The sequence below is a fragment of the Pseudoalteromonas galatheae genome, from assembly GCF_005886105.2.
In the GTDB taxonomy this organism is placed as follows: Bacteria; Pseudomonadota; Gammaproteobacteria; order Enterobacterales; family Alteromonadaceae; genus Pseudoalteromonas; species Pseudoalteromonas galatheae.
In genome coordinates, this window is record NZ_PNCO02000002.1 from 1,039,054 (window position 1) to 1,052,650 (window position 13,597).

A 13,597-nucleotide genomic window follows, 5' to 3' on the forward strand; every position below is an offset into this window, starting at 1 on the left:
AGACTAACTTAATTAACATACGAATTCTCATTCAAGCCCGTGAGCGTGCATGCAGCTCGTAAAATGCTAGTAAATCGTCAATCGCCATGGGTTTTGCGAAGTGATAGCCCTGCATATATTCACAGCCCACTTCTCTTAGGTAATTAAGCTGAGCTTTTGTCTCAACACCTTCTGCAATGCACTTCATGTTTAAGCTCTGCGCCAGTAAATAAATGGTCCGAATGATAGATTTATTCGCAGGCTTTGCGCTCATATTACGTACGAACCCCTGATCGATTTTTATAATGTCAAGCGGGAACTCATTCAGATACGTAAGTGAAGAAAAACCAGTGCCGAAATCATCAAGCAACAATACGAAGTCTGCTCGCTTCATTTCGTTGATAGTTGCTCGCGCCTTAACCATATCAGACATAAAGATTGACTCGGTGATCTCAAGTCTTAAGCACCGATTTGTAAGGCCATGTGCTTTCAAAATTTCAGTGAATTGGTGCGCAATATCTGAGCGTAAAATATGTACCGCGCTTAAATTAAGAGATAGATAAAAACCTGGCTCTTGTTTAAATAACGGACGCAATTCTATTAAGGCTCTGATAAGTGCTTGCTCAGTCAAGGTTTCAATCAACCCGCTTTCTTCTGCAATCGGAATAAAGTCGTTTGGAGGGATCAGCATATCGTCATTGCGCCAGCGCATAAGTAATTCGACCCCCGCAAGCTGGCCTGTTGTGGTATTGATGATAGGCTGATAGTGATTAAAAAACTCCCCATCTTTAACAGCTGTTTTCATTGCTGTTTCTAACCGCAGCTTTTTACTGATCTCTTCATTCATTGACTCAGTAAAGAATTTAAATGCATTTCTTCCGGATTGTTTTGCATGGATCATGGCGATATCAGCGTTGCGGATCAAGGATTCTGAGTCTGGCGCATCGAATGGATAAACAGCAATACCAATACTGGCAGATACACTCATGGTGATCCCATCAATTTCGATACGCTCAGGTAAGCGCTTCACCAAACGTGTGACTAATTCACTCACATATTCGATACTAGGGAAGGACTTAATTAGCACCAGAAACTCATCACCGCTCTGCCTTGCTAAAATACAGTTATTATTTATTTGTTCTTGGATGCGTTTAGTTATAGCAACCAGTAATTTGTCCCCAATATGATGTCCATAAGCATCATTTATTGGTTTAAACCTGTCTAAATCAATAAATAATAGGGCACAGCTCTGCTGTGTGTTGTTTGCGTTAAACAGTGCAAATTCGATGTGTTGTAGCATGAGGCTACGATTCGGCAGCTCCGTCAAAGCGTCGAAATTAGCGAGGTATCTTAGTTCATTCTCAGCTTTTTTTTGCTCTGTGAGATCGGTAACAACTACCACGAAATATTGAAGGTTTACGTTGTCCTTGGAAATTGCGCTAATGCTAAGTTGAACTGGGTGTACTTTATCCCAACCGTCTGTAACTTGTACTTCTTGCCTTAAATACTGATTCGGTCCAAGAGATTTTAAGTTGGCAATTAAGCTATGGAATTTCTTTTGTCCAATAGCATTAACAAAACGCTCAGTAGTTAAGTCATTTAACGCTTCATTTTCTTGCAATTGAAATGCCCGACAAAAGCTACTATTGACAGAAATAGGTTGTAAGCTCGGATCTAAGATCAAAATCCAATCATTTACTTGGCTGAAGGCTTCGCCCAACATGCTTGCGCGCATCTGGTTCGCTTTTTGCGTGGTAACATTAGTATAAATACCGTGTAGCTCGGTAGCTTTACCTTGTGAATCAAACTCTGCGACTTGACCAAAGTCGTGAAACCAGTGCCAGTTGTTATCAGCACAACGCAGCCGATAAGAGAGAGAAAGCTGTTCTTTAGTCGGGTTAGAAATAAACTTCTTCCAAGCAAGTTCGACAAGTTCTCTATCATCTGGGTGAATGGCGTTATAGTGCTCTTGAAGTGTCATCGTATCGCTCTCAAAGCCAAGTGCCTCGGCGCGTTGCTGGGTGATCTGGCGTGCTGCCAGATCTGCCGACCAAACGCCGCTCTTGGTTGATTTCAAGGCAAGTTTGGTCTGTCTTCCTGCTTGTGTCACGGCCCTCAGTGCTGTCTCAAGTTGACGTTGCTTTTGCTGGTGTTTGGTAACGATCAACAATATAAGCACGAAAGCTATTAGACTATATAAAGTTAGTGCAACAGGCGAGCGCCATGGTGAATGAGCGACATTAAAACGCAAGTTGATTACATTGCTAAGATCATCACTGTTAAGCGAGCGCGGCGAAATGATTAATTGATAGTCGCCGGGGAGTATTTGATTTAAAAATACTTTATTTCGTTTTAGGCTTGAAAATGTAAGTGCACTTGGGCCAAGTAACGATGCTTGATATTGGATGTGATGGTCGCCATTGAAGTCAAAGTCGGAAAACTGCAGCTCTATGCCCATGTCATCAAACTTAAAATCAAGTGCTTGCAAAATTGCGTCAGGTGCTAAGTAGGTCTGATCTCTGCTTAGGATATCCATTTGAGTGAGCAGCAGTGGTCTTTTTTTCACGACGCTATCAGCAAATTGCTCTGGATCGAAAGAGATAGCGCCGTTGACCGTACCGAACATAAGCTCTCCAGATCGAAGTGCTGCTGCAGCGCCTCCGTTAAACTCAGGTGTCGGCAAACCCTGAGTCGTTCCAAAGGTTTCTAATGTTTTATTTATTGGATCAAACTTAAACATACCCCGTTGGCTGCTGGCCCAGATCATGCCATCTCTATCTAACTGCAGATTGTAAATTGCATTACTCATCAAGCCCTGATCGGTTGTCAGCTTGTATTCTTCAGCGTAGGTGTCTTTATTAAGCCCGATGAGACCTTCTGTTGAGGTTGCCAACCATAACGTTCCAGCTTTGTCTACTACCCAACTATTGACGGCAGAAACTAGATGTTTATCGGACTTACTATAAACCATAGTTAGTGAGTCTGTTGACTCACTGTATTTGACCAGACCTGTATTAGTACTTATCCAATACTCTGTTTTTGTGCTATCCAACGGCGGAAGAAACAAAAAGCTTTGAGCTGCTGCTAGCTGTTTGGATAACCCAGCTAATGCCCGAACTTTATTAGTCGCTGCATTATATTCGTAAAATCCATTGTTATTGATGAATGGAAACTTGCTTTGAGAGTACTTGGCTATTCCCCAACTATATGGCTCAAGTTTGTCACCGTTTTCAAGCATAATTGGGCTCAGCTGTTTTGTGCTGATGTTAAATAGCGAGGTCTCTTGAGTTGTTTGGATTAAAAAGGTATTTTCATCGAAATGGGACGAATTAAAAATAGAGTATACGGCATCTGCTCCATACAAAGCTTTTGAGTCTCTATTTTGTAGATAGCTAGATTTCAATTGGCGGGTACTTAAATCAAACTCGTTAATGCCGTTATCTGTACCAAGGAGCACTGTGTTTTTGTTGGTAGGGTGAATCGACCAGATATTGTTATTGGCAAACCTATCTTGAGTACTTATGAATTTGGTAAAACGCAGCGAGCTGGAAGGCCATAAATATGCACCGTCGTTATATGTACCCATCCATAAGTTATTATTTTTATCCGCATATAGGTGGGTAATACTTGGGTTCGTTAGCCTGTATTGGCCTTCCGTCAAGGAAAGCACTTTCGAGCTGCTCTTGTCTCTTCTGTCAATGAGGTATAACCCATCCTCTGTCGCAATAAACTCTCCAAAGGGAGTGATTTGATGCCCCCAAATATTCCTTTCAGGAACAAGCGTATAGCTTTTTGAAGCTACAAGTGTTTGGTTCTTGATAGGAATAACAAACAAGCCTTCTACAGTGCCCACAAGTAGTCCTAAAGAAGGATCACGCTTTAGTAGCTTCACATCGTGGCTTAACTCTGAATCTGACTCTGTATAGCTGAGCTGCTCTACGTTTCCTGTAGCAAGTGAATAGCTGAATAAGCCTTCGGTCGTTCCAACTATTACAAAATTACCAATAACTGTGATAGCTCTTATATGATTGCTGGGTTTAAAGTGGACTAGTAACTCAGATTCAAATGTATTTCGGTTAAGTGAATAAAGGTCGCTTTCAATAGAGAAAATAATGCTTTCTCTTTGAGTGGTGGCGGTGCTAATGGGTTTTGAAATAGCGTTATTATCTTGGCGTTTACCATCATAAATTCGCTTGCTTGTGTAATCATTAACGTTAAACAGGAATGCGCCATCTACACCGGTCGAAATCAGTAATTCATCGTTCGAAATATTGAATAATCCAACTATTTCTCTCTCATCAAAGCCCATAGAGGCTTCAATACTAACGAGTTGATTACCATCATAACGGTTTAACCCTTGCAGGGTGCCTATCCAAATGAAGCCATGTTTATCTTGTGTTATAGCGGTGATTGCAGACTGGCTTAACCCTTCTTCAACAGAGAAACGAGAAGTATAGTGACCGAAGTTATGGGCTTGACTAGGCGCGATTATGCAACACAAAGAAAATAATATAAAAAAACACAATAGCGCTTGCTTCATTAAAAGACCTTTATCTATCCAATCTCATCTAGTCCTTTAACAACATGTTACCAAATCAAACTAAGCTGATCTGCGCTAATAAAACTGTTAGCGATGACGCGCAGTCTAGCGGAAATACTAGATTGAAATCAACTTAAACCTTGGTTTTTATGCAGTTTATTTAACAATTTATACATGTTTAAGGTTTGTCATTTGTAGCAAATAGAACAATCTACTTGGATGCAAAAACACCTACACTCTGATGGTTAAAGTAACGCTTATCAAGTTAATTTAAGCGTAGCAGTTTTATTGGGTTTTTCTTAATTTTATAAAAATAAACGTTGGCTTGAGCACGACGTTTTACGAAGCGTAAATAACTAAGTTGTTGCGGCAGCTTACAAAGGAAAATAATTCGCATTTATAGCTAAGGTATGTGTTGATAATTGTTATCGTTTAGATTAAACTTGTTTGTAGTTAATGAGTTTGAGATTGGTTATCATTTATGTACGTATGCATTTGTCATGGTGTTACAGATAAAAAGATTGCAGAGACGATAGACGATGGTGCTCGTTCAATGCGTGATCTTAGCCAGACATTATCTGTTGGTAAACAGTGTGGAAAGTGTTGTAACTGTGCGAAGAAAATTTTAAATGAAAAGCTGATTGAGATTGTTGATGTCACTGAGCAGGTTGCGTAACAATACATCATCACGCAACCTCAATTAGATACTTATAGTTGAGACTGTAAGTAGTTTTCTATTCCCATCACTTTAATTAGGTGCTGCTGAGTTTCAAGCCAATCAATCTGCTCTTCTTGCTCATTTTGGATTTTATCTAACGCTTCACGACTAATGTAATCTTGCTTTTCTTCACACAATTTAATTGCTGCTTGCAGGTCGACCAAAGACGCTTGCTCAAATGCCATATTGCAATCAATCATCTCTGCGCTGTTTTCACCAATCTTTAAACGACCTAAATCTTGTAAATTAGGAAGGCCTTCTAAGAACAAAATTCGTTCGATAAGACGATCAGCATTTTTCATTTTTTGTATTGAAACTTTATAATCCGCTTTATCTAATTGACTAAAGCCAAAGTCTTTAAACATACGTGCATGTAAAAAGTACTGATTAATGCCCACTAGCTCATTGGCCAATACTTTATTAAGCGCGACAATTACTTCTTTATCACCTTGCATTTGTAGAGTCCTTATTAAAGCTGAGATTGGATATAATTTGGAGCGCCGATAAGATCTATCAGTCGAATTTGCTGCTCTAACCAGTAAACATGATCTTCTTCTGTATCAAACAACAGCTTTTCAAGTGTTTCTCGAGATTGGTAATCTTGCTCTTCTTCACAGATTTTGATTGCTTCTTTGACGCATTCGACGACTTCAAGCTCTAGTTTTAAGTCGTTTTCCATCATAGACTTAACATCTTGGCCGATGAGTAGATCACGACGTTTCGTCATGTTAGGTACCCCTTCCAAGAAAAGAATGCGCTTAATCAACCAATCTGCATGTGTTGTTTCTTCTTCACGTTCGTGCTCAAGGCGTTGGTATAGTTTGCTCAAACCCCAATCTTCGTACATACGTGAATGGATGAAATATTGATCGATAGCTGCAAGCTCATTGGCTAATAGCTTATTGAACGCGTCGATGACTTTTTGTTTACCTTGCATGCTGTTACCTCAAACTGTGAATATGCGGCTAGTCTAACGGATTTCTTTGATGTGTCAATGAAAAATCTTTATAAAACAGTGTGTTATATATTGATTATAATTCGCATTTAAGTTGGTGTTTTGGCCTGACAATACAAATTATTGTTATTTCATTTTGAGTAGGATCAGTAATGCCAGTAAAAAATAAGACTTAAAGCTTAGTGCGACTATTGACAGGGTACGTGCAGGTGATAAATTGGCAACGATCTTTTGTTTTAAAGAGAAATATTGATTTGAATAAGCTAATCCTGATTTTTGTGACGCTTCTACTTGCGGTGCAATCCGTAAGTGTATTCGCGTCTGAATCTAGCTTCCATCAAATCGAAGTGTCTCACCTCCAACATACTCACGACCATGCTGAAGATGTGCAAGCAGACTCCAGCGGACATCATACAAAAGACTGCCACCACTGTGGCCATTGTAGCGGTACGCATTTGAATTTAGTCATTTTGAGATCTTTGATCCCCTTTGAAATGCGACCCAATAGTGAAATTTATCCTCAATCAGATACTAAAGTGCGCGCTTTTGTAGAGCAAGCACACCGTCCACCGATCGCTTAAGTAGCGGTTATCATTGAAGGCGTGACCTCAATTTAACTTAACCTGAGTTAGGTTAATGAGTAAATTGATAAACCCAACTTAGCGCAAATTCGTGCTTGTGAGTAAACAACTAGGCCTGTTTTCTATGCTTATCTGTTTTGCTTTCAGTGATACTGCCTACTCCGTTTATACCGATTGTATTAGGTAATTGAGCTACTTTAACATCAATTGGTATTACTCCTTCTCAGTTATTGACGTTGATTACAGATAACTCACGTTGGCCTGAGAAGCGCATTCTTGTTCGTGAATTGACACCGTAAAAGTACAGCCTGGTGCGATTCGCTAAACAAGCTAACGGTTTTGAACGTCAACTTACGTTCTTGAGTAAAAAGAGTATCGAATGACAAACTTTAAAATTTTCTCCATCTATTTCGCGGTGAACACGCTTTTTAGCTCGCTGACATATGCCGGCGACGGTCATGAAGAACATGAAGAGGAAGAAAATGCTATCGTACTGACGCAACAGCAGATGCGTTTTGCCGGAATTCAGACCAAAGAAGTCAAGCTGGAAAGCCATGAGCGCTTTTATTTTGCGCCTGGAGAAGTAAAAGCCAATGGCTATACCAGCTATTTAGTATCGCCAAGAGCCGATTCAATCGTGTTAAAGCGACACACTACGCTTGGCTCTATGGTTAATGTTAACGACCCACTTATCACCTTATTCTCAGAGGCAATGGCGCAGGCCCAAGCGCAGTATTTGGTCGCTTCAACAGAATGGGATAGAGTCAAACGGTTAAGTAAAGAAACCATCAGTGAGCGTGAGCGCGTTCAAGCAAGTGCCGATTTTAGTTCGGCTTATTCAAAGTTGTTGGCACTTGGAGTAACAGAAAAAGAGATTAAAGAAATAGCCACTAAGCCCGCCAGTGAACTTGGCCAATATACGCTCGTTGCTGAGCGCGAGGGAGTGGTAACTCAAGATGCCTTTACTCAGGGCCAGCATGTTGCCTCTGGCACAACTTTAATGGCAATCACTGATGAAAGCGAGCTATGGGTAGAAGCCCGTTTACAGCCCAACTCTCAACTTCCGTTAGCGGTTAACTCTAAAGCATTGATTGGCATAGAAGATCAGCAATATGCGGCTCGTGTTATCCAAGAAGCGCATACTATCGATCCCATTACTCGAACCAGACAGATCCGCCTATTGGTTGAAAATAGTGACGACAAGCTACACGCAGGGATGTTTGTAAACGTCAACTTTATCATACCGTCAAAGGAGTCAACCATAGCGCTACCTGCAGACGCGTTAAGTCGCGGTCCTGACGGTGATTGGGTGGTGTACATCGAAGAAGCGCCCGGCGAGTTCCATCCCAAAGAAGTGACTTTAGGTGAAGAATTTGGCGCTCAGGTTGAAGTTATCGGTTTGGCTGTGGGTGAGCGTGTGGCCGTAACCGGAGCGTTCTTTATTGCGTCAGAACAAGCCAAAGCAGGCTTCGATCCACATAATCATTAAGAGGAGCCTCATCATGTTTAATCGAATTATCGATTGGTCTGTAAACAATCGGCTTCTAATTATTCTTTTTTTACTCGTTATCACAGCAACTGCTAGCGTGACTATTCCAAAACTCAACTTAGATGCGTTTCCCGATGTAACGAATGTGCAGGTTGCGGTGAATACTGAAGCGCCGGGACTGGCAGCAGAAGAGGTTGAGCAGTTAATCACCTATCCAATTGAGGCTGTGATGTATGCCTTGCCTGATGTGCAGCAAGTGCGTTCAATTTCTAAAACAGGTCTATCTGGCGTTACGGTGGTATTTAAGGAAGGTACCGATATCTATTTTGCCAGACAGTTGGTATTTGAGCGCCTCCAAGCTGCAAAGGAGTTGATCCCAAGCGGCGTGGGTACGCCAGAAATGGGGCCAAATACATCAGGGCTTGGTCAAGTATTTCAATATATGCTGATGAGCGAGACGAACTCTGAATATGATGCAATGGCCTTACGTAGTCTCAATGACTGGGTGGTCAAGCTGTTAATTATGCCAATTGACGGAGTAACTGATGTATTGGCCTTTGGCGGCGATGTGCGTCAGTATCAAGTCAATATCGACCCAAATAAGCTATTGGCTTATGCACTCACTCAGCAAGATGTGGTGAGTGCCATCGAGCGTAATAACCAAAATGTCGGCGGTTGGTATTTAGAGCGCGGTCAAGAGCAGTTGGTGATCCGCGCAGCTGGCTGGTTTCAAAGTGGGGAGAAGGGGATCGAGGAGATTGCCAACGTGCCCGTCAAAACCATTGATGGCACGGTCGTGACTGTGGCTCAGGTTGCCACTGTATCGATTGGTGGAGAAATCCGTCAAGGCGCTGTGACGATGTCTAGAAAAAGCGCCTCTGGTGAAGTGGAACAGCTCGGTGAAGTCGTAACAGGCATAGTGCTCAAGCGAATGGGAGCAAACACCAAAGCAACCATTGATAGCATTAACAACCGCGTGGAACTGATTAATAAAGCACTACCTGAAGGGGTAAGGTTTGAGCCGTTTTACGATCAGTCTGATTTAATCAGCAAAGCAGTACAAACTGTCGTTGAAGCCTTGGCACTAGCATTTATTTTTATCGTTGTGGTGCTCGCGCTGTTTTTAATGAACCTGAGAGCGACTTTTTTGGTGCTTATTTCAATTCCTATTTCAATTGCTATTGCACTTGTGGTTATGGCGTGGCTTGGCGTCTCGGCCAACTTAATGTCGCTAGGCGGTATCGCAGTCGCGATAGGGATGTTAGTTGACGGCTCAGTGGTGATGGTAGAAAACATCTTTAAACACCTAACAAGGCAAAAGAAAAGTGATGACTTCTCTGTAGGACTCATTGTTGAGCTCGCAGGAAAGGAAGTGGCAAGACCAATCTTTTTTGCTGCCAGTATCATCTTAGTGGTGTTCACCCCGTTATTTAGTTTTGAAGGGGTTGAAGCTAAACTATTTCAACCTATGGCAATTAGTATTATTTTGGCTGTTATTGCGGCGATATTTGTTGCCCTTATCATTGTCCCAGCGCTTGCGACCTACTTATTTAAACACGGTGTTAAAGCGCGAGAGAGTATTATTCTCGTCGCGCTAGAAAAAGGCTACCGCTGGACGTTAAATCGAGTGTTGCATAGGCAAAAGTTGTTGATGGCTATCGTCATATTATTGATGGTAGTGGCCGGTTTTACGTTCACTAAAATTGGTACCGAGTTTGTCCCTGAACTTGAAGAAGGCACCATCAACCTAAGGGTAACGCTGGCACCTTCCGCCAGTCTTGAAACCGCGCTGAATGTTGCGCCTGAGCTGGAAAAAATGCTGCTCACTTTTCCTGAGGTAAACTACGCGCTAAGCAGAATTGGTCGAGCGGAGATAGGTGGCGATCCTGAACCGGTAAATAACATTGAAATCTATATTGGTCTTGCACCAGTAGCACAGTGGCAAAGCGCAAATAATCGCTACGAATTACAAGCTTTGATGGAACAAAAGCTATCGGCTTATCCCGGCTTACTGTTTAATTTTTCACAGCCTATTGCGACGCGTGTCGATGAATTACTCTCAGGCGTTAAAGCGCAGTTGGCGATTAAGCTGTTTGGCCCGGATTTAGCTGTGCTTGCAAAAAAAGGCAAGGAAATTGAGGCTGCCGTGGCGCAAGTTGAAGGGACAGAGGGCGTACAACTTGAACAAATAGCAGGTGAATCGCAGCTGATCATCACCCCAAAACGTCAAGCGTTATCTCGCTACGGTTTAGCTGTCGGCGACGTTATGGCATTAGTGCAAGATGGCATTGGTGGCAGTAAAGCGGGGCAGGTCATCAACGGTAACGAACGCTATGATATTTATGTCCGCTTGGCACCTAAGTACCGTCAAAGCAAGCAAACCATTGAAGAAATACGCTTACAATCAAGTTCAGGGGCGTGGATCCGGTTGGCTGATGTTGCGAATGTTGAATATCAATCTGGTCCACCGCAAGTAAGACGAGATGACGTTCAACGTCGAGTGGTGATCCAAGCGAATGTGCAAGGTCGAGATATGGGCAGTGTAGTAAGTGATATTCGCGCGGCTATTGATAGTAAAGTTGACTTACCAACAGGTTATGGTGTTGAAATCGGTGGTCAATTTGAAAACCAGCAACGAGCACAAAAACGCTTGGCAATCGTGGTACCGCTATCTTTGGCGCTAATAGCACTTTTGCTTTACTTCGCATTTGGTTCACTGGCTCAGGCTGCGCTTATTTTAGTGAATGTGCCGCTGGCGGTTATTGGTGGAGTATTTTCTTTATATATCTCAGGACAATATCTATCGGTCCCAAGTTCGGTTGGGTTTATCACCTTATTCGGTGTCGCGGTACTCAATGGCGTGGTCATGGTTGAGAGCATAAACCAGCGATTGGCTGCGGGAGAATCGCTTCATTCAGGTGTCTTTGAGGGAGCAGTTTCAAGGCTTAGACCCGTGCTTATGACTGCGATCACCTCAGCCCTTGGCCTTATTCCTATGTTGTTGTCGACAGGAGTGGGCGCTGAAATTCAAAGGCCGCTTGCCAGTGTAATTGTTGGTGGATTATTAACGTCAACCTTGCTGACTTTGTTTGTATTGCCAGCACTTTATCCACTATTCTCAAAGCAAATTAAAAATTCGTAACGCGTCGGGGCCACTGAAAGTGGTCCCTTATTCGAGTCAGTAAATAGGAGTGAGTATGTCTCACGCACATCATCACCATCATGGAAACAAGCTCGGTTGGGCCGTATTTGTTAATATTCTACTGAGTGCCGCACAGGTCGTTGGTGGCATTCTCTCAGGCAGTCTTTCTTTGGTTGCTGATGCGTTACATAATTTAAGTGACGCTGGTGCGCTTATTATCGCGTTAGTTGCGCAAAAAATTGCAAGAAAGCCGGCCTCACTCGAACTCACTTATGGCTACCAACGTGCTGAAATAGTCGGGGCGCTAATTAATAGCGCGACACTCATTGTGGTTGGGATTTATCTGCTATTCGAGGCAATTTCTCGATTTTTAAATCCCGAACCAATTGATGGTTGGATAGTGGTGTGGCTCGCAGCCTTGGCGTTAGTTATCGACGTTATCACAGCGCTTATTACTTATTCTGCTGGTGCAAAAACCAGCCTAAATATTCGTGCGGCGTTTATTCACAATGTTTCCGATGCTGCGGCTTCCGTTGCGGTGATCGTGGCTGGAACATTAATCATCTTATATCAATGGTATGTGGTGGATCTTATTGCTACCGTGTTGATCTCCGCGTACGTGATTTTCCATGGCGTCGAACTGAGTAAAAGTAGTATTAGAATTCTCATGCAGGCAACGCCAGATAATGTCAATATTCAAGAGATTAAGGAATACCTCGAGACTCAAGAGAATGTTAAGACGGTAAGCCATATTCATGTATGGCAGCTCAATGAACATGAACATATTTTAGAGGCGCAAGTTGTCATTATGTCTTTGAGCGACCAAAGCACGCTCGCGCGGTTAAAAGCGGGTTTACAGTCCCGGTTTGGATTGTCGCATACCACACTTGAATTAACCGAGGAATCTTTGGTAACCCACCAGTGTGTAGAAATTAACTAAATACAAATGAAAATGGTTTGCATTAATGTTTTTGTGATCGTATAGTGCCTTAATAGCTCATACTGGTTTGCTTGCATAAGTAAGCCAGTTCGGTAAGAGGGTAAAATATGAAAAATCGCATGGACCTTAGTGCAAACCACTTAGCAAGTGGAGTTTGCACGTTATCTTCAGTGTTGTCACCTTGGCAAGCTAAAATACTCTCAGGTAATCAAGCATATCAAGCGCAAATATTTCTGCGTGCACGTGACGAATATCAGGTTGCATTGACACTCGCGACAGGTATTTTAGATGAGTTTTTATTATGCCAAAAAGACAGTGTCGTGATGAATGCCATAGAGCACAGTTTACCTGCCGTCGTCGTATCCGCGCATAATCTAGCCGACACCTTTATTGCGCTTGACCAACCAAATAGGGCGTGCCAGCAACTTATCGCAATCCATCTTAAAATACATGCAACCTACCTTGAATATAACAACGAACTTGCACCTATCGTCTTACATCATTTGCATAAAACTCGACAAGAGTTGATTCATTTTGCAACACGTTATCCTCATTTACCCGAGCTTATTCATCAAATTAACGAAGCGATGCAGGTAACACATCTGCATTCTCGCGTTTTACATTAACATTTGGAGGTCGAATGGCTTATACCTTACCTGAGTTACCGTACGCATATGATGCATTAGAACCGCATATCGACGCGAAGACGATGGAGATCCATCATACTTTGCATCATCAGACATATATAAATAAAGCAAACGCAGCGTTAGAGGGGACGGAGTTCGCAGGTAAAGACACCGAAACGTTGCTGAGAAACATTAAAACGTTACCTGAAAATTTACAAAAAGCAGTGCAAGAACATGTCGGCGGGCACAATAACCATAGTTTGTTCTGGCAAATTATGACTCCAAATTATGCGCCTTTATGTGATGGGCCGTTAAAACAAGCGATAGAAAGTGAGCTCGGTGGTTTTGATAGCTTTAAAACTGAATTTACAAACGCTGCCGTCAGTCGATTTGGCAGTGGTTGGGCATGGTTAGTTGTGGATGAAAATGGCAAGTTAGCGGTGACGAGTAGTCTCAACCAAGACAGCCCCTATATGGATCAGCACACCCCAATAATAGGTTTAGATGTGTGGGAACATGCCTATTACCTCAAGTATCAGAATCGTCGACCAGAATACATCGCCGCTTTTTACAATGTCATCAATTGGTCTGAAGTCGAGCGAAGATATAATCAAGCAATAGGTTAGT

At 42.4% G+C, this 13,597-nt stretch carries 10 protein-coding genes; 7 read left to right on the forward strand and 3 right to left on the reverse strand.

Annotated features, from left to right (window positions below):
* Positions 1–31 precede the first annotated feature (31 nt).
* Positions 32–4,519, reverse strand: a complete 4,488-nt coding sequence (locus CWC29_RS22375) for an EAL domain-containing protein (protein ID WP_138523528.1) — start codon at positions 4,517–4,519, stop codon at positions 32–34.
* Between the two features lie 481 nt (positions 4,520–5,000).
* Between CWC29_RS22375 and CWC29_RS22380 the strand changes: the two genes are divergently transcribed.
* Positions 5,001–5,195, forward strand: a complete 195-nt coding sequence (locus tag CWC29_RS22380; protein ID WP_099642469.1) for a (2Fe-2S)-binding protein — start codon at positions 5,001–5,003, stop codon at positions 5,193–5,195.
* Positions 5,196–5,227: 32 nt separating this feature from the next.
* On the opposite strand, the gene bfr (CWC29_RS22385) is transcribed toward CWC29_RS22380, so the two are convergent.
* On the reverse strand, positions 5,228–5,692 hold the full coding sequence (gene bfr, locus CWC29_RS22385) for a bacterioferritin (RefSeq protein ID WP_128726201.1): 465 nt from the start codon (positions 5,690–5,692) through the stop codon (positions 5,228–5,230).
* 14 nt (positions 5,693–5,706) lie between these two features.
* The gene (gene bfr / locus CWC29_RS22390; RefSeq protein WP_010607507.1) at positions 5,707–6,174 is read right to left on the reverse strand and encodes a bacterioferritin; all 468 of its coding nucleotides are present in this window, start codon (positions 6,172–6,174) and stop codon (positions 5,707–5,709) included.
* Positions 6,175–6,446: 272 nt separating this feature from the next.
* On the opposite strand from bfr (CWC29_RS22390), the gene CWC29_RS22395 reads away from it, so the two are divergent.
* From CWC29_RS22395 to CWC29_RS22420, 6 genes are all read left to right on the forward strand, one after another.
* Entirely contained in the window at positions 6,447–6,773 is a 327-nt protein-coding gene (locus CWC29_RS22395) for a hypothetical protein (protein WP_128726200.1), read from the forward strand.
* Positions 6,774–7,152: 379 nt separating this feature from the next.
* Positions 7,153–8,262 (forward strand): efflux RND transporter periplasmic adaptor subunit, encoded by a 1,110-nt coding sequence (locus tag CWC29_RS22400; protein ID WP_138523530.1) that lies wholly within the window; start codon positions 7,153–7,155, stop codon positions 8,260–8,262.
* 13 nt (positions 8,263–8,275) lie between these two features.
* The gene (locus CWC29_RS22405) at positions 8,276–11,404 is read left to right on the forward strand and encodes an efflux RND transporter permease subunit (RefSeq protein ID WP_138523532.1); all 3,129 of its coding nucleotides are present in this window, start codon (positions 8,276–8,278) and stop codon (positions 11,402–11,404) included.
* A gap of 55 nt (positions 11,405–11,459) precedes the next feature.
* A complete protein-coding gene (locus CWC29_RS22410; RefSeq protein ID WP_138523534.1) occupies positions 11,460–12,344 on the forward strand; it encodes a cation diffusion facilitator family transporter in 885 nt (294 codons plus the stop codon).
* 107 nt (positions 12,345–12,451) lie between these two features.
* Positions 12,452–12,970: a hypothetical protein gene (locus tag CWC29_RS22415; RefSeq protein WP_128726196.1), complete on the forward strand. Its 519-nt coding sequence runs from the start codon at positions 12,452–12,454 to the stop codon at positions 12,968–12,970.
* A 14-nt stretch (positions 12,971–12,984) separates the two neighbouring features.
* Positions 12,985–13,596, forward strand: coding sequence for a superoxide dismutase (locus CWC29_RS22420; RefSeq protein ID WP_128726195.1), 612 nt, complete (start codon positions 12,985–12,987; stop codon positions 13,594–13,596).
* The last annotated feature ends 1 nt before the right edge of the window (position 13,597 follow it).